Below are 19,440 nucleotides of genomic sequence, written 5' to 3'. Positions count from 1 at the left end.
AAAATATTTTAATGTGTTGATTATCATGGTGTTTATTAATATTTATCGATTATGTGAAGTGCGCAACATTTCATCGCTCTGTCGCTATTTAGCAACACTCCCTCGGCTCATAAATCATCACCATTAAAATCAATAAGATAAATGTCTCCTTTTAGAGACAGTGATAATCCTCTGATGTCGGGAAAAGCCGACACTTTTAGCATCCGATCAAAAAAGCCCCCTTCCCGGTTAAGGAAGAGGGCCTGTTTTACTGTCGTACTGGATTAGCCGAGCTGCTTACGCGCGTTGCGGAAGATACGCATCCACGGGCTATCTTCGCCCCAGTTTTCCGGGTGCCAGGAGTTGGCAACGGTGCGGAAAACACGCTCCGGGTGCGGCATCATAATGGTGACGCGCCCGCTTTCGCTGGTCACGGCGGTAATACCGTTCGGCGAGCCGTTCGGGTTCGCCGGGTAGCGCTCGGTCACGCTGCCGCTGTTATCGACATAGCGCAGCGCCACCAGCCCTTTGCTTTCGAGCTGTGCCAGATGGGCGGCGTCACGCACTTCGACACGCCCTTCCCCGTGCGAGACGGCGATAGGCATATGCGACCCGACCATGCCATTCAGCAGCAGTGACGGGCTCTGCGTTACTTCCACGAGGCTGAAACGCGCCTCAAAACGATCGGAGTGGTTACGCACAAAGCGCGGCCACAGTTCGCTGCCCGGAATCAACTCACGCAGGTTCGACATCATCTGGCAGCCGTTACAGACACCCAGCGCCAGGGTTTGCGGACGGTGGAAGAAGGTTTCGAACTCGTCACGCACACGCTCATTAAAGAGAATTGATTTCGCCCAGCCTTCGCCCGCGCCCAGCACGTCGCCATAAGAGAAGCCGCCGCAGGCGACCAGCGCGTGGACGTTCTCCAGCCCGCTGCGCCCGGCCAGCAGATCGCTCATGTGGACATCAACCGCGTCAAACCCGGCGCGGTGGAATGCCGCTGCCATCTCAACGTGGGAGTTGACGCCCTGCTCACGCAGCACGGCGACTTTCGGTCGCGCGCCGGTGGCAATAAACGGTGCCGCGATATCCTCATTGATATCAAACGTCAGTTTGACGTTGAGGCCCGGATCGTTGTCGTTGGCTTTCGCCTCGTGCTCCTGATCCGCACACTCCGGGTTATCGCGCAGGCGCTGCATCTGCCAGGTGGTTTCCGCCCACCACATACGCAGCGTGGTGCGGCTTTCGCTGAACACCGGCTGACCGTCCGCTTCAATCACAAAGCGATCGCCTTCGACCGCACGGCCGAGATAGTGCACAACGTCGCTTAAGCCGTAGGCCGCCAGCACGCTCTCTACCGCTTCGCGGTCGGCTGCGCGTACCTGAATCACCGCGCCCAGCTCTTCATTAAACAGCGCCGCCAGACGATCGTTGCCCAGCGCGGCGATATCGACATTCACGCCGCAGTGGCCGGTAAAGGCCATCTCTGCCAGCGTCACCAGCAGGCCGCCATCAGAACGGTCGTGATAGGCCAGCAGTTTTCTCTCTGCCACCAGCGCCTGAATCGCGTCATAGAAGCCTTTCAGCTGCTCGACGTTACGCACGTCCGCCGGTTTGTCGCCCAGTTGGCGGTAGACCTGAGCCAGTGCCGTTGCGCCAAGCGCGTTGCTGCCCTTGCCGAGATCGATCAACAGCAGGGCGTTGTCGTCGGTTGAAAGCTGCGGCGTCACGGTGTGGCGCACATCTTCAACGCGGGCAAAGGCGGTGATCACCAGCGACAGCGGCGAGGTCATTTCGCGCTGCTCGCTCCCCTCCTGCCAGCGGGTCTTCATCGACATCGAATCTTTACCCACCGGAATGGTCAGACCGAGCGCCGGACACAGCTCTTCGCCCACCGCTTTCACCGCCGCGTAGAGACCGGCGTCTTCACCCGGGTGACCAGCAGCGGCCATCCAGTTGGCGGAGAGTTTAATACGTTTGATATCGCCGATGTGCGTCGCCGCGATGTTGGTCAACGCTTCGCCGACTGCCAGCCGCGCCGAGGCGGCAAAGTCGAGCAGCGCCACCGGAGCGCGTTCGCCGAGCGCCATCGCTTCGCCGTAGTAGCTGTCCAGGCTGGCGGTGGTTACCGCGCAGTTGGCAACCGGGATCTGCCACGGGCCAACCATCTGATCGCGCGCCACCATACCGGTAACCGTACGGTCGCCAATGGTGACAAGGAAAGTTTTCTCCGCCACGGTCGGCAGGTGCAGCACGCGGTTTACCGCGTCAGCCACGGTAATGCCGTGAGTATTGAAGCTGTCGCCGGTCGCCTGGCGCGTCGCGACATCGCGCGTCATCTTCGGCGTTTTGCCAAGCAGCACATCCAGCGGCATATCGATCGGCTGGTTGTCGAAATGGCTGTCGTTCAGCGTTAAGTGCTGCTCTTCGGTCGCGTCGCCAATCACCGCATAAGGTGCGCGCTCGCGGCGGCAGAGTTCGTCGAACAGCGGCAGTTGATCCGCCGCCACCGCCAGCACGTAGCGCTCCTGGGATTCGTTACACCAGATCTCCAGCGGGCTCATGCCTGGTTCGTCGCTCAGAATATCGCGCAGCTCGAAACGGCCGCCGCGACCGCCGTCGCTCACCAGCTCCGGCATGGCGTTTGAGAGACCGCCCGCGCCGACATCGTGAATAAAGAGGATCGGGTTGGCTTCACCCAGCTGCCAGCAGCGGTCAATCACCTCCTGGCAACGACGCTCCATCTCCGGGTTATCGCGCTGCACCGAGGCGAAGTCGAGATCGGCATCGGACTGACCGGACGCCATTGACGAGGCCGCGCCACCGCCCAGGCCGATATTCATCGCCGGGCCGCCGAGCACGATCAGCTTGGCGCCAACCACGATCTCGCCCTTCTGCACATGATCTTCACGGATGTTGCCGATCCCGCCAGCCAGCATGATCGGCTTGTGGTAACCGCGCAGCTCTTCGCCGTTGTGGCTGTTGACCTTCTCTTCATAGGTACGGAAGTAGCCATTCAGCGCCGGACGGCCAAATTCGTTGTTGAATGCCGCGCCGCCCAGCGGGCCGTCGGTCATAATATCGAGCGCGGTAACGATGCGCTCCGGCTTGCCAAAATCCTCTTCCCACGGCTGCTCGAAGCCGGGAATACGCAGGTTGGAGACGGAGAAGCCGACCAGGCCCGCTTTCGGCTTCGCGCCGCGCCCGGTTGCGCCCTCATCGCGGATCTCGCCGCCGGAGCCGGTTGCTGCGCCCGGCCACGGTGAAATGGCGGTCGGGTGGTTGTGCGTCTCCACCTTCATCAAAATATGGGTCGGCTCCTGGTGGAAATCGTAGCGACCTTCAGCGCGATCGGCATAGAAACGACCAACCGCGGAACCTTCCATCACTGCCGCGTTATCTTTGTAGGCTGAGAGCACAAAGTCCGGCGTCTTCTCGAAGGTATTTTTAATCATTTTGAACAGCGACTTCGGCTGCGGCTGCCCGTCAATCACCCAGTCGGCGTTGAAGATCTTGTGACGGCAGTGCTCCGAGTTCGCCTGCGCGAACATATAGAGTTCGATATCGTTCGGGTTGCGCCCCAGGCGCGTAAAGGCGTCGTGCAGGTAATCGATCTCATCTTCCGCCAGCGCCAGGCCGAGACGCAGGTTGGCGTCAATCAATGCCTGGCGGCCTTCGCCCAGCAGATCCACGCTCTGTACCGGCGCGGGCTGGTGGTGCTCAAACAGACGCGCGGCGTCCGCTTCAGCGTTAAATACGCTTTCCATCATGCGGTCATGCAATTGCGCCGCGACCTCTTGCCACTGGGCGTCGGTCAGGCTGGCGGCTTCAACGTAGTAGGCCACGCCGCGCTCAAGGCGGTTGATCTTTTCCAGACCGCAGTTGTGGGCGATGTCGGTAGCTTTCGATGACCAGGGAGAGATGGTGCCGGGACGAGGAGTGACGAGCAGTAATTTTCCGGTTGGGGTGTGGCTGCTAAGGCTGGGGCCATATTTCAGCAGGCGCTGGAGCCGGGCATACTCTTCTTCGCTGAGCGCCGCGTTGAGGTCGGCGAAGTGAGTATATTCGGCATAAATATTGCTCACCGGCAGGTTGGTGGCCTGAAACCGCGCCAGCAGTTTGTTAATACGGAATGCGGACAGGGCAGGCGAACCACGCAGAATTTCCATCATAAGTCTCTCGTCTTCGATTACGAAGCGTCGGGGACGCTTAAAGTGTGCACCAGGGGAAAACGGGCGTCATTATAGAGAATCCTGAGGCTCGACGAAACCGTTTGCGTGGAAATAAAAAACGCCAGCGATTTTTAGCAATAGCTGTGGCCGAATGCTGTAATTTGTTGCCAACTGCCGTTTTGTTACGCAGAATGCCGCTAAATCAGCAGCAACCCCCTTGCTGTGATTGCGAAAACCTTTTGAGGCAAAGTACGGCGCAGAGAATTAACTCCTTGAAAAGATTTCAGATTAATTATCTGCTCATCGGCATTGTCACCCTGCTGCTGGCAGCGGCGCTGTGGCCATCAGTCCCCTGGTTTGGCAAAGCCGATAACCGCATCGCGGCTATCCAGGCGCGCGGGGAGCTGCGCGTCAGTACTATTTCGACTCCGCTTACCTACACCTCAATCAACGGCAAAAATTACGGCCTCGATTACGAGCTTGCGCAGCAGTTTGCCGACTACCTCGGCGTGAAACTCAAAATTACCGTTCGCCAGAACATCAGCCAGCTGTTTGACGACCTCGATCATGACAACGCCGATATGCTCGCTGCCGGGCTGGTCTATAACAATGAGCGCGTCAAAAGCTACCAGACCGGGCCGGTCTACTACTCCGTTTCTCAACAACTTGTCTATCGCGTCGGCAGCTATCGCCCGCGTACGCTGGCGGAAGTGAATGAGAGCCAGTTGACCATTGCACCCGGGCATGTCGCGCTGGACGATCTGCGCGAGATAAAAGAGAAGAAGTACCCTAATCTCAGCTGGAAGGTGGATGAAAAACTCGGCACTACCTCCCTGCTCCAGCAAGTGGTCGACGGCAAACTGAGTTATACCGTCGCCGATTCGGTGGCGATCAGCCTCTTCCAGCGCGTTCACCCGGAGCTGGCGGTGGCGCTCGATATCTCTGATGAACAGCCCGTCACCTGGTTTAGCAAGCGCGACGACGACAACACGCTTTCGGCGGCGATGCTCGATTTCTTCAACACCATTAATGGCGAGGGGATCCTTGCGAGGCTCGAAGAGAAGTATCTCGGTCATGGCGATGGCTTTGATTATGTTGATACCCGCGCCTTTTTACGCGCCGTTGATAGCGTGCTGCCAGAGTTGCAGCCGCTGTTTGAGAAGTATGCGCAGCAGATCGACTGGAAGCTGTTAGCGGCAATCTCCTATCAGGAGTCCCACTGGGACACGCAGGCCACCTCGCCAACCGGCGTGCGCGGGTTGATGATGTTGACCCGCAATACGGCGCAGAGCCTCGGGCTGAGCGACAGAACCGATGCCGAGCAGAGCATCAGCGGCGGCGCGCGCTACTTGCAGGATATGATGAGCAAAGTGCCGGACAGCGTGCCGCAGGATGAGAAGATCTGGTATGCGCTGGCGGCCTACAACATGGGTTATGCGCATATGCTTGATGCCCGCGCGCTGACGGTGAAGACCAAAGGCAACCCGGATAGCTGGGCAGATGTAAAACAGCGCCTGCCGCTGTTAAGCCAGAAGGCCTACTACAGCAAATTACGCTACGGCTATGCCCGCGGGTATCAGGCGTATGCCTACGTCGAGAATATCCGCAAATATGAGATTAGCCTGGTGGGTTATCTGCTGGAGAAAGAGAAGGCGCTCGCCGCAACGCTCAAGCTGGCGCAGAGCTACCCGGCGGTGTCGAGCGCCGAGCTTGACCAGCCGACCTATGGCATCTTGCCCTTCAGCGCGCTGACCGTCGACGAGGCGTTTGGTCACCATTCGGTTTTACCGCAGGATACGCTGCAACTGAAAGTGAACCGCTGATTAAGTTGCCGGATGGCGCTGCGCTTATCCGGCCTACAAAACCCCGACCAACTGTAACCGCTCCCGTAGGCCTGATAAGGCGAAGCCGCCATCAGGCATTGCCGGTTTTCAGCGCTTTCTTCTCCAGCCGACGCTGGCGGAAGAAATCGCTTAACATCGCGGCGCACTCATCGCGCAGCACGCCTTCGGTAAACTCGACCCGGTGATTCATCCCCGGGTGATGAAGCACATCCATCAACGACCCTGCCGCGCCGGTTTTCGCATCCCGCGCGCCAAACACCAGTTGCCCGATGCGGCTATGCACCATGGCACCCGCGCACATCACGCAGGGCTCCAGCGTGACATAGAGCGTGGTGTCGATCAGCCGGTAGTTTTGCAGCACCAGCCCGCCCTGGCGCAGCGCCATAATTTCCGCATGCGCGGTGGGATCGTGACGGCCAATCGGGCGATTCCACCCTTCGCCAATCACCTGGTTGTTATGCACCAGCACCGCGCCCACGGGCACTTCGCCCTCTTCCCAGGCGCGCTTCGCCAGCGTCAGCGCATAACGCATCCAGTGTTCGTGAGTCAGTTCGGGATTGGACAAAGGTATAAACTCCAGTAATTCAGGCGGGGCGCATTATACACACCCCTAATACGTTCGACACTACTCAAGCTGTTGCAGTTCGCCACGACGCGTAACGCGCCAGCGGTGCTGGCAGAAGTAGAGCAACGGGTTGTCCTGCTTACTGTCGCTGTAGCCGCTGTAGAGACGCAGCGGCGTACCGATTTTGCGCTCCAATTGCGCGACTTTCTCATGCCCGAGGCAGCGCAGAGTCAGCACCCAACCGCCGTAGCCGCGGGTCATCTGGCTGGCGATAACATTGACGCGCGGCAGCCAGGGCGTGTCGAAATAGACCTGCTCCACCAGCGACTGCGGCGAGCCGGTGATCAGCCAGATATCCGCATCCGAGGCGGCCAGATAGTTGGTTAAGCGCGTCTGCACCACCGGAAAGGCCGTGACGTGCCCGCGGAACCAGTCGGCGAATTTCTGCTGCAGGGCGTTGAGATGGCGCTCGCTGTGACCAAAGGTGCAGCCCCATAACAGCAGGCTCATCGGCCAGCGCGCGGCGCGGCCCTTTATCAGCAGCCCGGCACCAATCACCGGTAACAGCGGCAGCACAAGCAGCGCATTGAGCGGATGATGTCGCAACAGATACCGCAAAAAGGTGCCGAACATATCCTGCTGATGTAATGTTCCATCCAGGTCAAAAAATACAACGCGGCGTTCACTGGTAGCCAAAAGATATTCCTCTGTGGGTTAACGCTCCATCGCCGGGACGCTCCGTTTGGCGATTACACTACAACTAGCCTAACAGATAGATCCTCACTTTTCCGGTAACAGCCTGTTATCAATACCTGCAATAATACGCGACACGCCTTTTCTCCCCCTACTTAATACAGGTGACAATGACTCCAGCCCCCCGCACAACGCCGCGCCGCGCCTTGCAGATCGCTGCCTTTCGCTACCTCTTTTCTGCCCGCCTGCTTACCGTGCTGGGCAACGGCATCGCGCCGATTGCGCTGGCTTTCGCGGTGCTCGATATTGGTGGTTCGGCGGCCGATCTCGGCCTGGTGGTGGCGGCACGCTCGCTGTTTAACGTCGCTTTTTTGTTGATTGGCGGCGTGCTGGCGGATCGCTACTCCCGCAGCCGCGTGATGGTGCTCTCTTCTCTTGTCGCCGCTCTTTCGCAGGGTGCGGTCGCCTGGCTGGTGCTTGATGACTCAGCCAGCGTCATGTTGCTCGCCCTGCTTGGCACGCTTAATGGTGCGGCGGCGGGCATTGCCCTACCCGCCTCCTCGGCGCTGGTGCCGCAAACCGTGCCTGTTCACCTGCGCCGCGAAGCGAATGCGCTGCTGCAACTTGGGATTTACAGCGGGACGGTCATCGGCGCCTCGCTCGGCGGTATCCTGACCAGCGCAGTCGGCCCCGGCTGGGGGCTGGCCATTGATGCGCTCGGCTTTGCCGCCTCGGCACCGCTCTATTACGCCATTCGCGTCGGTACTATTAAAGCCGCAGAGGCGACCAGCAATATCCTGCAGGATCTGCGCGACGGCTGGAAAGAGTTCGCCAGCCGTCCCTGGGTCTGGTCGGTGGTGGTGCAGTTCACCCTGATTAACGCCGCTTTCAGCGGCATCGTGATGGTGCTCGGCCCGGTGATTGCCGACAGCGCTTTTGGGCGAACCCAGTGGGGGCTGATTATCGCCGCGCAGAGCGTGGGTCTGATTGTCGGCTCGTTCCTTGCGCTGCGCTGGCGGCCTAAGCGCGATCTCTTTATTGGCGTGGTGCTGATGGCGTTTTGCGCCGTGCCCACCTGGCTGCTCGGCCAGGCGGCTCCGGCACACTGGCTGATGGCGGCATTCTTTTGCGCCGGCATCGTCTTCGGCCTTTTCGGCGTGGCGTGGGCGCAGTCGCTGCAAACGCACATTCCGGCGGAGAAGCTGGCGCGGGTCTACGCCTGGGATGCGATGGGATCGTTTATCGCTATTCCGGTGGGCGAACTGGCCGCCGGGCCGCTGGCGATGCATTTTGGCAGCGAAACGGTGTTAACCGCCTCGGCGCTGGTGGTGATCCTCGCCTGTATCGGCGCGGGTCTGGTACCGGCGATCCGCCGTCTTGAGAGCGCGCCACAGGTGAAAGCGAGCGGGTCTGGCCTCCCCAGTTGATCGCTATCAAACGCTACGCGGAGAAACTTTGTGCTGCCAGAATTTTTAATTCATAATCACCGCCCATGGATGGAATAGTTAATTCATCCGCGTAATGCACCAGGCAGTGAATTACGTGAACACCCCGGAGATCGTATGAACTGTTTGATCCGCATTCGCCAGCGCTATCCCGGCCTTGCGCAGAGTGATAAAAAGCTGGCGGAATTTCTGCTCGAAAACCCTGACCGCGCCCGCCATTTAAGCTCGCAGCAGCTGGCGGCGGAAGCGGGTGTCAGCCAGTCGAGCGTGGTGAAATTCGCGCAGAAGATGGAGTTCAAAGGCTTCCCGGCAATGAAGCTGGCGATCAGCGAAGCGCTGGCCAGCAACCCCAACCCCTACTCCGTACCGGTGCATAATAAAATTCGTGGCGATGACGCCCTGCGCGTGGTCGGCGAGAAGCTGATTAAAGAGTACCAGAGCGCGATGCATGCCTCGCTGGATGTGAACAGCGAAGAGAAGCTGCTGGAGAGCGTGCGCCTGCTGCGTGAATCGCGGCGCATCGTGCTGACCGGTATCGGCGCATCGGGCCTGGTGGCGCGCAATTTTGGCTGGAAGCTGATGAAGATTGGCCTGAATGCCATTGTTGAACAGGATATGCACGCGCTGCTGGCGGCGGTGCAGGCGCTGGAGCCGGGCGATCTGCTACTGCCGGTCTCCTACTCTGGCGAACGCCGCGAGATCAATCTGGCGGCTGACGAAGCGTTACGCGTCGGAGCAAAGATCCTCGCGATCACCGGTTTTACCCCCAATGCGCTGCAACAACGCGCTACCCACTCGCTCTATACCATTGCGGAAGAGCAGGCGACGCGCAGCGCGGCCATCTCCTCCACCAGCGCCCAGATGATGCTGACGGATCTGCTCTTTATGGCGCTGGTTCAGCAGGATCTGGAGCATGCGCCAGAGCGTATTCGCCACAGCGAGGAGCTGGTAAAAAAACTGGTTTGAGCAGGCAATCATCGTATAATGCCCGCCCTGTTTGTGTTGTTTCTGAGAATTTCCTGATGGCGCTGTTAATTACCAAAAAATGCATCAACTGCGATATGTGCGAGCCGGAGTGCCCGAATGAGGCGATCTCGCTCGGCGAGAGCATTTATGAGATTAACAGCGACCGCTGCACCGAGTGCGTGGGCCATTACGAAACGCCAACCTGCCAGAAAGTGTGCCCGATCCCCAATACCATCCTGAAAGATCCGGCACATCAAGAGAGTGAAGAGCAGCTGTGGGATAAATTTGTGCTGCTGCACCACTCTGACAAAATCTAACTCTCGATAATCACCGTCGCACAAGCGTAGTGGCGCTCATCTGCCAGCGTGACGTGCATTGACCGCACGCCCATCCGCTCAGCCAGCCTTTCGGCTTCACCCCACAGGCGCAGGCTCGGTTTCCCCAGCTCATCGTTAAAGACTTCGAACTGATTGAACGCCAGGCCGTTGCGAATGCCGGTGCCGAGTGCCTTTGCCGCCGCCTCTTTCACCGCAAAGCGTTTGGCGAGAAAGCGCACCGGCTGCTGATGCCTCTCGTAGAGCGCCCATTCATTAGGGCTGAGCACGCGCTTCGCCAGCCGGTCGCCGCTGCGGGCAACCACGGCTTCAATGCGTGCCATCTCAACGATATCGGTGCCCAGTCCTAAGATAGCCATTATGCGCGCGCTTCCAGCATCAAACGTTTCATCTCTGCCACTGCCTCTTTCAGGCCGCTCATTACCGCACGGCCAATAATTGCGTGCCCAATATTCAGCTCGTGCATCTCTGGCAGCGCGGCGATCGCTTTAACGTTGTGGTAAGTCAGACCGTGACCGGCGTTCACTTTCAGCCCGAGGCTGGCGGCATAGGTCGCGGCGTTGGCGATGCGCTCCAGCTCTTTCGCCTGCGCGGCTTCGTTTTCAGCATCGGCATAACAGCCGGTGTGGATTTCGATCCAGGGTGCGCCCACTTCCGCCGCGGCTTGAATCTGCGCGTTATCGGCATCGATAAACAGTGACACCAGAATACCCGCTTGTGCCAGGCGCTGGCAGGCATCGCGCATTTTGTCGCGCTGACCGGCCACGTCCAGCCCGCCTTCGGTGGTCACTTCCTGGCGTTTTTCCGGCACCAGGCAGCAGAAGTGCGGCTTCGTTTCGCAGGCAATCGCCAGCATCTCGTCGGTAACAGCCATTTCAAGGTTCATGCGCGTGTGCAGCGTCTGGCGCAGGATACGCACATCTCTGTCGGTAATATGGCGACGATCTTCACGCAGATGGACGGTAATCCCATCGGCACCCGCCTGCTCGGCAATAAACGCCGCCTGCACCGGATCCGGGTAAGCGGTGCCGCGCGCGTTGCGCAGAGTGGCAATGTGATCGATGTTTACGCCCAACAGTAATTCAGCCATGACAATCCTCAGTTTCGCAAAATTTCCGGCGCGGTCTTCGCCCCGCCTGGTCTGTGATCCTGCCGCTAGCGCTTAGGCACAAACTGCCGGAATAACTCCCGGCTTTTGAGCGGCTTGCCTCCAAGATACGGCTTCAGGGCGATGCGGGTAAAGCGCTTTGCGGCGCGCAGCGTGTCGCTGTCCGGAAACTCCCGCTCGGAGAGCGCGCGTAAGTGTCGCCCGGTGAAGGTGGTGTTGTCGACCACGACGCTGGCGATAAAGCCCTTCTCTTCGCGGTAGCGATAGGTCATGCCATCTTCCACCGCCTCGCCGCTGCCAGCACAGTGCAGAAAATCGACGCCGTAACCGAGATGGCCAAGCAGCGCCAGTTCAAAGCGGCGCAGCACCGGCTCTGGTGAGCCACTGACGCCGGCCAGCGCCTGGATACAGTGCAGATAATCAAAAAAGAGTTCGGAGAAACGCGTCTCATGCTCCAGCACACGGGAGATGAGTTCATTGACGTAGAGACCGCTGTAGAGGGTGATGCCGCTTAACGGCAGCGCCAGCGAGACCGCTTCGGCACTGCGCAGGGTTTTGACTTCACCGCGCCCACCAAAGCGCACCAGCAGAGGGGTAAAGGGCTGCAAAGCGCCTTTGAGGTTGGAACGTTTAGAGCGTGCGCCTTTGGCAACCAGGCGCACACGACCGGACTCTTCCGTGAAGACGTCCAGCATTAAGCTGGTTTCGCTCCAGGGACGGCTATGAAGAACGAAGGCACGCTGCCATCCCTCCATCCGGTGTTACTCAGAGATCGTCGACATAACCGAGACTGCGCAGCGCGCGCTCGTCATCGGCCCAGCCCGATTTCACTTTGACCCACAGTTCAAGGTGAACTTTGGCTTCAAACATCTCTTCCATATCTTTACGGGCTTCGATGCCGATGGTTTTGATTTTGGCGCCTTTGTTGCCAATCACCATCTTCTTCTGCCCTTCGCGCTCAACGAGGATCAGGCCGTTGATGTCATACCCGCCGCGCTCGTTGGTAATAAAGCGTTCGATCTCGACGGTGACCGAGTACGGCAGCTCTGCGCCAAGGAAACGCATCAGCTTTTCACGGATGATTTCAGAGGCCATAAAGCGCTGCGAGCGGTCAGTGACGTAATCTTCCGGGAAGTGGTGAATCGCTTCTGGCAGATGTTTACGAACGACGCTGGCGATGGTGTCAACGTTCATGCCGGTTTCCGCAGAGAGCGGCACGATGTCGAGGAAGTTCATCTGGCTTGCCAGGAACTGCAGGTGCGGCAGCAGATCCGCCTTCTCCTGCACGTTGTCCACTTTGTTCACCGCAAGGATCACCGGTGCACGGGCGTCACGCAGCTTGTTCAGCACCATTTCGTCATCCGCCGTCCAGCGGGTGCCTTCAACCACGAAGATCACCAGCTCAACGTCGCCGATAGAGCTACTGGCCGCTTTGTTCATCAGGCGGTTGATCGCGCGCTTCTCTTCCATATGCAGACCCGGGGTATCGACGTAGACCGCCTGATAAGCCCCTTCGGTATGGATGCCGACGATACGGTGGCGCGTGGTTTGTGCTTTACGGGAGGTGATCGAGATCTTCTGCCCGAGCAGCTTGTTCAGCAGTGTGGATTTGCCGACGTTGGGACGTCCAACGATGGCGATAAAGCCGCAATAGGTGTTTTCAGTTTCAGTGCTCATTCCAACTCCAGTTTTTTCAGCGCCTGTTCGGCGGCAGCCTGCTCCGCCTTACGACGGCTGGAACCCGTGCCAACCACCGGTTCGCTCAGGCCGCTGACCTGGCAGTGGATAGTAAATTCCTGATCGTGCGCTTCGCCCCGCACCTGCACCACCAGATAGGAGGGCAGCGGCAGATGGCGACCCTGCAAGAACTCCTGCAGGCGCGTTTTCGGATCTTTTTGTTTATCGCCTGGACTGATTTCGTCGAGACGCGTCTGATACCAGCTGAGGATCAATCGCTCAACGGTCTGGATGTCGCTATCCAGGAACACCCCGCCGATCAATGCCTCTACGGTATCCGCTAAAATCGATTCACGGCGAAAGCCGCCGCTTTTCAACTCACCCGGCCCAAGGCGCAGGCACTCGCCCAACTCAAATTCGCGGGCGATTTCTGCCAGCGTATTGCCGCGTACCAGCGTGGCGCGCATGCGGCTCATATCCCCTTCATCCACGCGTGGAAAACGGTGATAGAGGGCATTGGCGATCACAAAACTTAAAATCGAGTCGCCGAGAAATTCGAGACGCTCGTTATGTTTGCTACTGGCGCTGCGGTGAGTTAAAGCCTGCTGCAACAGATCGTGATGTTGAAAAGTGTAGCCCAGCTTCCGCTGAAGCCGATTAATTACGATGGGGTTCATGCGTTACCAATAAATAAATGCGTCAACAATGCAGCACACGAAACCGACCTGAAGAACCAACGCGGTTTCGTGTGCTGTGGCACCCGAAGGGCCAGCCTTAAACTTCGGGGGAATATTCTATACGCAACGAGGAGGGATGTCGTTAGTAAGAAGGGAATAATCCTGGAAATAATTCGGGGCGCAACAAGAATAATTACGCCCCGCTGAATCAATGAATTCCGCCGATACGATTCAGGCGCACGCCTGTCGGCCATTCACCTTCCTGTTTTTCGAAACTCATCCAGATTGCCGTTGCACGTCCAACCAGATTCGCTTCCGGCACAAAGCCCCAGTAGCGGCTGTCTGCGCTGTTATCGCGGTTGTCACCCATCATGAAGTAGTGACCCGGCGGCACAATCCAGGTGGCCAGCGGCTGGTTCTGCTGACGGTAGTAAATACCGAGCTGATCCTGCGCGATAGGCACGTTGAGAATACGGTGCGTGACGTCGCCCAGCGTCTCTTTACGCTCGGTGAGACGCACGCCGTCTGCCATGCTCTGCCCTTTCGCCATCTGGAAGAAGCCGCTGCTCGCTTCGCCGCCGTTACGACGGCCAAAGGTCTGCACAAAATCGCTCTCTTCCACATTGCTGTAGGTGACAGGCAGCGCGTTACCGCATGCCTGACCGGAACTGCAATTGGGCTGCACGGTAACCTGTTTTGTCACCGGATCGTAGCTCACTTTATCGCCCGGCAGGCCGACTACGCGCTTGATGTAATCGAGGCGCGGATCGTCCGGATACTTAAACACCGCGATGTCGCCACGTTTCGGATGACCGGTTTCGATCAGCGTTTTCTGGTAGATAGGATCTTTAATGCCGTAGGCAAACTTCTCCACCAGAATAAAATCGCCGATCAGAAGCGTTGGCATCATCGAGCCTGACGGGATCTGGAAGGGTTCATAGATAAATGAACGCACCACCAGCACGATCGCCAGCACCGGGAAAACTGAAGCCCCCGTCTCCAGCCAGCCCGGTTTCGGGCCAACTTTTTTCAGCGTCTTCGCATCAAGCGCATCGCCCGTCGCTGCCTGCGCAGCGGCCTGACGCTCCCGGCGTTTCGGTGCAAAAATAAATTTATCCAGGCACCATAAAAAACCCGTCACCAGCGTCGCGATCACGAGGATCAGGGCAAACATGTTCGCCATGCCAACTCCTTTAGGTTATTTGCTCTCTTTGCCAACATGGAGAATGGCGAGGAACGCTTCCTGCGGCAGCTCAACGTTACCAACCTGCTTCATGCGTTTCTTACCGTCTTTCTGTTTCTGCAACAGCTTCTTCTTACGGCTGACGTCGCCGCCGTAGCACTTCGCCAGAACGTTTTTACGCAGCTGTTTCACGGTTGAGCGGGCAATAATGTGGTTGCCAATCGCCGCCTGAATCGCGATATCAAACTGCTGGCGCGGGATCAGCTCTTTCAACTTCTCAACCAGCTCACGACCGCGGTACGGCGCGTTATCGTTGTGGGTGATCAGCGCCAGCGCATCGACGCGATCGCCGTTGATCAGCACGTCAACGCGCACCATGTTGGAGGCCTGGAAGCGTTTGAAGTTGTAATCCAGCGAGGCGTAGCCGCGCGAGGTGGACTTCAGGCGGTCGAAGAAGTCGAGCACCACTTCTGCCATCGGGATTTCGTAGGTCAGCGCCACCTGTTTACCGTGGTAAACCATGTTGGTCTGCACACCGCGTTTCTCGATGCAGAGGGTAATGACGTTACCGAGGAACTCCTGCGGCAGCAGCATATGACACTCGGCGATCGGCTCACGCAGCTCTTCGATGTTATTCAGCGGCGGCAGCTTGGAAGGGCTGTCGACGTAGATCACCTCTTTGTTGGTGGTCTGCACTTCATACACTACGGTTGGTGCCGTGGTGATGAGGTCGAGATCGTATTCACGCTCCAGACGCTCCTGGATGATCTCCATATGCAGTAGGCCGAGGAAGCCGCAGCGGAAACCGAAGCCGAGCGCGGTGGAGCTTTCCGGTTCGTAGAACAGGGAGGCATCGTTAAGGCTCAGCTTGCCGAGGGCGTCACGGAAGTTCTCGTAGTCGTCGGAGCTGACCGGGAAGAGACCGGCGTAAACCTGCGGTTTCACCTTTTTAAAGCCGGGCAGCGCTTTGTCTGCCGGGTTGCGGGCAGCGGTCAGGGTATCCCCTACCGGCGCGCCGAGAATGTCTTTGATGGCGCAGACTAACCAGCCCACTTCGCCGCACTTCAGTTCGGTACGGTCGATCTGCTTCGGCGTGAAGATGCCGAGACGGTCAGCGTTATAGACCTGGCCGGTGCTCATCACTTTGATTTTGTCGCCTTTGCGCATGGTGCCGTTCTTTATACGCACCAGCGAGACGACGCCGAGGTAGTTATCGAACCAGGAGTCGATGATCAGCGCCTGCAGCGGGGCATCAGGATCGCCTTCCGGCGGCGGAATGTCGCGCACCAGGCGCTCAAGAACATCCGGTACGCCAACGCCGGTTTTCGCCGAGCAGCGCACCGCATCGGTAGCGTCGATGCCGACGATATCCTCAATCTCTTCCGCTACGCGCTCAGGATCGGCCGCCGGCAGGTCGATTTTGTTCAAGACCGGCACCACTTCCAGATCCATCTCCATCGCGGTGTAGCAGTTTGCCAGCGTCTGCGCTTCCACGCCCTGGCCTGCATCAACCACCAGCAGCGCACCTTCACAGGCGGCCAGCGAGCGGGAAACTTCGTAGGAGAAGTCAACGTGGCCCGGGGTGTCGATAAAGTTCAGCTGATAGGTTTCGCCATCGGTGGCTTTGTAATCCAGCGTCACGCTCTGGGCTTTAATGGTAATGCCGCGTTCGCGCTCGAGATCCATGGAGTCCAGCACCTGGGCTGCCATTTCGCGATCGGAGAGACCACCGCAAATCTGAATAATACGGTCAGACAGCGTCGATTTACCGTGGTCGATGTGAGCGATGATCGAAAAGTTACGAATATTCTTCATAGAGTGAGATTTTATGCCTTACGAGTAACTAAGAGGCCTGTTCGCGCCTGACGTCAATGTACTGAAACGCCGCATTCTACACTACAACCACAACGCGGGGAAATGCTCAAACCGCCCACACTTTGTAAGCGGTAACAGGCAGGATCAGGGACGGCTTTCGGCGGATGCGTCATCGACGCGGATAAGGTTCGGCGGCAGGCCGACGCTAAGGATTATTGGCTGCCATTCGCTACGGGTGGCAAGCTTCGGCGAGAGACCGCGCGCCAGCAGAAAACCGCCGATTCCGCCCAGCACAGCGCCGCTAAACGCCGCCATATCGTTACCGAACAGCGTCTGGAACAGCGCACCCATCACAAACAGGCCAAGCAGCGGCGTCATGTAGACCAGCACCGCGGAGCCAAGCAGGCTGCTCTCCGCAATGCCCAGTTCCACTTTCTGCCCCGGCTCCAGCGGCTCAGCGCAGGGTACGGCGATGGTGTGCGTAGTTTGCGGGCCAAGCTTGTTGAGTACGCGGCTGCCGCAGCCAGCGCGCGAGGCGCAGCTGCTGCAGGAGGCTTTCACGTCACATTCGACCAGCGCCTGACCATGCTGCCATGAGACGACGGTTGCCCACTCTTTGATCATTGTGCGGCCCTGAATTTGACGTTATCCGCAATGCGTTTTGCCGTTTGCGGCGGCAACTCGCCCACGATAGTAATTTCGGCGTTGTCACGCACGGTTGTGCTGACAGTGCGTCGACCGGTGCGCAGCATCTGGTCGCTGCTGTTCTGATTTGCACGGTTGATGTTAACCGAGAAGCTGAACAATCCATCGGAGTAGAGGCGTGATTCGACGGGCACATCGACGGTCGGCAGCTGACGGCGGCTACTGGCAACTTCGGTGAAGCCCTGCGGCAGCCATGACGGCACCCAGTTAAAGTTCACTTTGTCGCCCGTCGGCACCGAAAGCAGCGGCGGCAGGCTCGCTTTCGCCAGCGTTTGCATGCTGTCGCTTACCTGAGGATTGACGTTAAACGCAATCACGCGGAACTGCTCAAGGGTTTCGCCATCGCGATCGAGCAGATCGACGCGCATTGGCAGCCGGCTCTCTTCATCCATCCACACAATGTAGCTGTAGCGCGTACCGTCGCGCGCCACGACGCGGATCACTTCACACAGCCTGTCGGCAATGCGCGTGCGCCCGACAGAGATAAAGTCGTAGTACGGCGAGAGACGTTTGAAGTCGGTATAGACCAGTGACGGCAGCGAATCGACGATGTAGTTACCGTTGAGCGTGAACGGCTCAAGGCCCGGTTCGAAGTAGCTGATCTCATTGCCACGCTGCACCACTTCGCGGCGCGGGCCATCCATCTGCAGCAGCTGCGCAAGCGCCTGGTTGTCGAGGCGCGCATGACGATAGCGCAGCGATTCGACACCCTGTTTGTTGATGCTGATAAAGGAGAGTTCGTAATTGAGGGACTGGCTCGCTACATTCATCTGCTGTAACAACGCCCCGGATGAAACATCAGCCGAGGCGTTAGTTGAGCAAAGTAGACCAGCAGCCACAAAAGAGAGGGCACACCAAAGTTGCTTCATTACTGCGATTGCGTTCCTAAGGTTTGATTTCCTGGCACCTGGACAGCGGCCTGCTGAGTCTGCGCCTGTTCAAACTGAAGCTGTTCAGCGTGCAGACGGCGTTGCAGTTCGTAATCCTGCAGCATCGCATTGATGCGGCGACGCTGTTCCTGAACCTGCTGCTGCTGACCGGCACTTGCCGTCGCATCAGCCGGAACACCCAGGCTCACCGGGCTGGCTTTGCCCATCATCGGCAGTGTGTTAAACACTGGCGCTTCGGGTTGCTGGGTGGATTCAGCCTGGCCATTATAGTGCTGAACGCCAACAATGACAGCTAACGATACGCATGCCGCAACGCCCATCTGGGTGAGCTGGCTCGCCCACGGACGCACTTTGTGCCAGAACGGCATCTTCTGCCATTGCTGCGGTGCCGGCTGCGCTTCAGGGATAAGCGGCGTCGCAGGCTGCACGGCGTCACTCTCAATCGCGGCCATAACCCGATCGGAGATATCGAAATGCAGCAGGTCGGCAGTATCACCACGCATCGAATCACGGATGAGGTGGTAACTCTCCCAGGTTCGCTGCATTTCTGGATCACGGGACAGCTCACTGAGCAGTTCGTTATCCAGGGTCTCACCATCCATTAAAGCGGAAAGTTTTTCTTTCTGCATGCCTAATACCTTTTCCAGTATCCCGCTATCGTCAACGCCTGATAAGCGGTTGAACTTTATTATCAATGGCTTCCCGCGCACGGAAGATACGAGAACGAACTGTACCCACCGGGCAATCCATGATGACCGCTATCTCTTCATAGCTTAGGCCATCCAGCTCCCGTAACGTAATTGCCATACGTAAATCTTCAGGGAGAGACTCAATAGTGCGGAAAACGATTTGTCGCAGTTCTTCTGACAACATTAAGTTCTCAGGGTTCGAAATTTCTTTCAGCGCACCGCCGCTTTCGAAGTTTTCCGCTTCATTCGCATCCACATCGCTGGATGGCGGCCTGCGCCCCTGAGCAACCAGGTAATTTTTCGCTGTATTTACAGCAATACGGTAGAGCCAGGTATAAAAAGCGCTATCACCCCTGAAAGAATCAAGCGCGCGATAGGCTTTAATAAAGGACTCTTGTGTTACGTCAGGCACATCGCCTGAAGGGACATAACGAGAGACCAGGCTAGCCACTTTATGCTGGTAGCGCACCACCAGTAAGTTAAAGGCTTTCTGATCTCCCTTCTGGACCCTTTCAACAAGAATCTGATCCGTTAACTGCTCGCTCATCCGAGGTAAAGTCTCCCCAAAACCCATTTCCACGCGTAGCCAGAACGCCACTCCAAAACTGCATTATGAGCAAGCAGCCAATTAGAGAGCAGACCAGTAAGAAAGTTCCGTCACGCCTTTGTTTTTGTGCAGAGTTACGCAGAACTTTCG

The 19,440-nt window shown here is 58.0% G+C and carries 18 protein-coding genes; 4 read left to right on the top strand and 14 right to left on the bottom strand.

Annotated elements, in window-relative coordinates:
• Positions 1-263: 263 nt before the first annotated feature.
• On the bottom strand, positions 264-4,094 hold the full coding sequence (purL, locus tag EH164_RS05630) for a phosphoribosylformylglycinamidine synthase (protein ID WP_370277258.1): 3,831 nt from the start codon (positions 4,092-4,094) through the stop codon (positions 264-266).
• 248 nt (positions 4,095-4,342) lie between these two features.
• On the opposite strand from purL, the gene mltF reads away from it, so the two are divergent.
• Positions 4,343-5,974, top strand: a complete 1,632-nt coding sequence (mltF, locus tag EH164_RS05625) for a membrane-bound lytic murein transglycosylase MltF (RefSeq protein ID WP_164483604.1) — start codon at positions 4,343-4,345, stop codon at positions 5,972-5,974.
• 91 nt (positions 5,975-6,065) lie between these two features.
• Here the strand turns inward: mltF and tadA are convergent, their stop codons facing one another.
• Together tadA and yfhb are read right to left on the bottom strand one after the other, a co-directional pair.
• Positions 6,066-6,560: a tRNA adenosine(34) deaminase TadA gene (gene tadA / locus EH164_RS05620; RefSeq protein ID WP_023481272.1), complete on the bottom strand. Its 495-nt coding sequence runs from the start codon at positions 6,558-6,560 to the stop codon at positions 6,066-6,068.
• Between the two features lie 60 nt (positions 6,561-6,620).
• Positions 6,621-7,256: a phosphatidylglycerophosphatase C gene (yfhb, locus tag EH164_RS05615; RefSeq protein ID WP_034813854.1), complete on the bottom strand. Its 636-nt coding sequence runs from the start codon at positions 7,254-7,256 to the stop codon at positions 6,621-6,623.
• A gap of 167 nt (positions 7,257-7,423) precedes the next feature.
• Between yfhb and EH164_RS05610 the strand changes: the two genes are divergently transcribed.
• The 3 genes from EH164_RS05610 (at position 7,424) to EH164_RS05600 (ending at position 9,981) form a co-directional block, all read left to right on the top strand.
• A complete protein-coding gene (locus EH164_RS05610) occupies positions 7,424-8,680 on the top strand; it encodes an MFS transporter (RefSeq protein WP_124967571.1) in 1,257 nt (418 codons plus the stop codon).
• Between the two features lie 135 nt (positions 8,681-8,815).
• On the top strand, positions 8,816-9,664 hold the full coding sequence (locus tag EH164_RS05605; RefSeq protein WP_023481181.1) for a MurR/RpiR family transcriptional regulator: 849 nt from the start codon (positions 8,816-8,818) through the stop codon (positions 9,662-9,664).
• 56 nt (positions 9,665-9,720) lie between these two features.
• Positions 9,721-9,981: a YfhL family 4Fe-4S dicluster ferredoxin gene (locus EH164_RS05600; RefSeq protein WP_023481171.1), complete on the top strand. Its 261-nt coding sequence runs from the start codon at positions 9,721-9,723 to the stop codon at positions 9,979-9,981.
• Here EH164_RS05600 and acpS read toward each other — a convergent pair.
• The 11 genes from acpS to rpoE all read right to left on the bottom strand — a co-directional run bounded on the left by acpS (position 9,978) and on the right by rpoE (position 19,290).
• Positions 9,978-10,358 (bottom strand): holo-ACP synthase, encoded by a 381-nt coding sequence (gene acpS / locus EH164_RS05595; protein ID WP_124967570.1) that lies wholly within the window; start codon positions 10,356-10,358, stop codon positions 9,978-9,980. The genes EH164_RS05600 and acpS overlap by 4 nt on opposite strands.
• A complete protein-coding gene (pdxJ, locus tag EH164_RS05590; RefSeq protein WP_124967569.1) occupies positions 10,358-11,089 on the bottom strand; it encodes a pyridoxine 5'-phosphate synthase in 732 nt (243 codons plus the stop codon). Before pdxJ ends, acpS begins: the two co-directional genes overlap by 1 nt.
• 65 nt (positions 11,090-11,154) lie before the next feature.
• Positions 11,155-11,862 carry a DNA repair protein RecO gene (gene recO, locus EH164_RS05585; protein WP_023481189.1) on the bottom strand — a complete coding sequence of 236 codons (708 nt, stop codon included), beginning with the start codon at positions 11,860-11,862 and terminating at the stop codon, positions 11,155-11,157.
• A 10-nt stretch (positions 11,863-11,872) separates the two neighbouring features.
• Positions 11,873-12,784, bottom strand: coding sequence for a GTPase Era (gene era, locus EH164_RS05580; protein WP_054804444.1), 912 nt, complete (start codon positions 12,782-12,784; stop codon positions 11,873-11,875).
• Positions 12,781-13,461: a ribonuclease III gene (gene rnc / locus EH164_RS05575; protein WP_023481207.1), complete on the bottom strand. Its 681-nt coding sequence runs from the start codon at positions 13,459-13,461 to the stop codon at positions 12,781-12,783. The genes era and rnc overlap by 4 nt, the downstream gene beginning before the upstream one ends.
• Positions 13,462-13,669: 208 nt before the next feature.
• Positions 13,670-14,644, bottom strand: a complete 975-nt coding sequence (gene lepB, locus EH164_RS05570) for a signal peptidase I (RefSeq protein WP_023481224.1) — start codon at positions 14,642-14,644, stop codon at positions 13,670-13,672.
• A gap of 15 nt (positions 14,645-14,659) precedes the next feature.
• Positions 14,660-16,459, bottom strand: a complete 1,800-nt coding sequence (lepA, locus tag EH164_RS05565) for a translation elongation factor 4 (RefSeq protein WP_124967568.1) — start codon at positions 16,457-16,459, stop codon at positions 14,660-14,662.
• Positions 16,460-16,603: 144 nt separating this feature from the next.
• The gene (rseC, locus tag EH164_RS05560; RefSeq protein ID WP_023481219.1) at positions 16,604-17,083 is read right to left on the bottom strand and encodes a SoxR-reducing system protein RseC; all 480 of its coding nucleotides are present in this window, start codon (positions 17,081-17,083) and stop codon (positions 16,604-16,606) included.
• Complete coding sequence (rseB, locus tag EH164_RS05555; RefSeq protein WP_124967567.1) at positions 17,080-18,033, bottom strand: sigma-E factor regulatory protein RseB; 954 nt, start codon at positions 18,031-18,033, stop codon at positions 17,080-17,082. Before rseB ends, rseC begins: the two co-directional genes overlap by 4 nt.
• On the bottom strand, positions 18,033-18,683 hold the full coding sequence (gene rseA / locus EH164_RS05550) for an anti-sigma-E factor RseA (protein ID WP_094421613.1): 651 nt from the start codon (positions 18,681-18,683) through the stop codon (positions 18,033-18,035). The genes rseB and rseA overlap by 1 nt, the downstream gene beginning before the upstream one ends.
• A 31-nt stretch (positions 18,684-18,714) precedes the next feature.
• Positions 18,715-19,290 carry an RNA polymerase sigma factor RpoE gene (rpoE, locus tag EH164_RS05545; RefSeq protein ID WP_023481263.1) on the bottom strand — a complete coding sequence of 192 codons (576 nt, stop codon included), beginning with the start codon at positions 19,288-19,290 and terminating at the stop codon, positions 18,715-18,717.
• Positions 19,291-19,440 lie beyond the last annotated feature (150 nt).

This window comes from Kosakonia sp. CCTCC M2018092 (genome assembly GCF_003864115.1).
Classification (GTDB): domain Bacteria; phylum Pseudomonadota; class Gammaproteobacteria; order Enterobacterales; family Enterobacteriaceae; genus Kosakonia; species Kosakonia cowanii.
The sequence above is the reverse complement of the archived record's forward strand: the minus strand, read 5'-3'. Positions and strand labels throughout refer to the sequence as shown.

Excerpts from the sequence above, each read along its gene's own strand:
- mltF (WP_164483604.1), top strand. The coding sequence starts at position 4,343 with ATGCCGCTAAATCAGCAGCAACCCCCTTGCTGTGATTGCGAAAACCTT.
- EH164_RS05610 (WP_124967571.1), top strand. The coding sequence starts at position 7,424 with ATGACTCCAGCCCCCCGCACAACGCCGCGCCGCGCCTTGCAGATCGCT.
- EH164_RS05605 (WP_023481181.1), top strand. The coding sequence starts at position 8,816 with ATGAACTGTTTGATCCGCATTCGCCAGCGCTATCCCGGCCTTGCGCAG.
- EH164_RS05600 (WP_023481171.1), top strand. The coding sequence starts at position 9,721 with ATGGCGCTGTTAATTACCAAAAAATGCATCAACTGCGATATGTGCGAG.
- acpS (WP_124967570.1), bottom strand. The coding sequence starts at position 10,358 with ATGGCTATCTTAGGACTGGGCACCGATATCGTTGAGATGGCACGCATT.
- pdxJ (WP_124967569.1), bottom strand. The coding sequence starts at position 11,089 with ATGGCTGAATTACTGTTGGGCGTAAACATCGATCACATTGCCACTCTG.
- recO (WP_023481189.1), bottom strand. The coding sequence starts at position 11,862 with ATGGAGGGATGGCAGCGTGCCTTCGTTCTTCATAGCCGTCCCTGGAGC.
- era (WP_054804444.1), bottom strand. The coding sequence starts at position 12,784 with ATGAGCACTGAAACTGAAAACACCTATTGCGGCTTTATCGCCATCGTT.
- rnc (WP_023481207.1), bottom strand. The coding sequence starts at position 13,461 with ATGAACCCCATCGTAATTAATCGGCTTCAGCGGAAGCTGGGCTACACT.
- lepB (WP_023481224.1), bottom strand. The coding sequence starts at position 14,644 with ATGGCGAACATGTTTGCCCTGATCCTCGTGATCGCGACGCTGGTGACG.
- lepA (WP_124967568.1), bottom strand. The coding sequence starts at position 16,459 with ATGAAGAATATTCGTAACTTTTCGATCATCGCTCACATCGACCACGGT.
- rseC (WP_023481219.1), bottom strand. The coding sequence starts at position 17,083 with ATGATCAAAGAGTGGGCAACCGTCGTCTCATGGCAGCATGGTCAGGCG.
- rseB (WP_124967567.1), bottom strand. The coding sequence starts at position 18,033 with ATGAAGCAACTTTGGTGTGCCCTCTCTTTTGTGGCTGCTGGTCTACTT.
- rseA (WP_094421613.1), bottom strand. The coding sequence starts at position 18,683 with ATGCAGAAAGAAAAACTTTCCGCTTTAATGGATGGTGAGACCCTGGAT.
- rpoE (WP_023481263.1), bottom strand. The coding sequence starts at position 19,290 with ATGAGCGAGCAGTTAACGGATCAGATTCTTGTTGAAAGGGTCCAGAAG.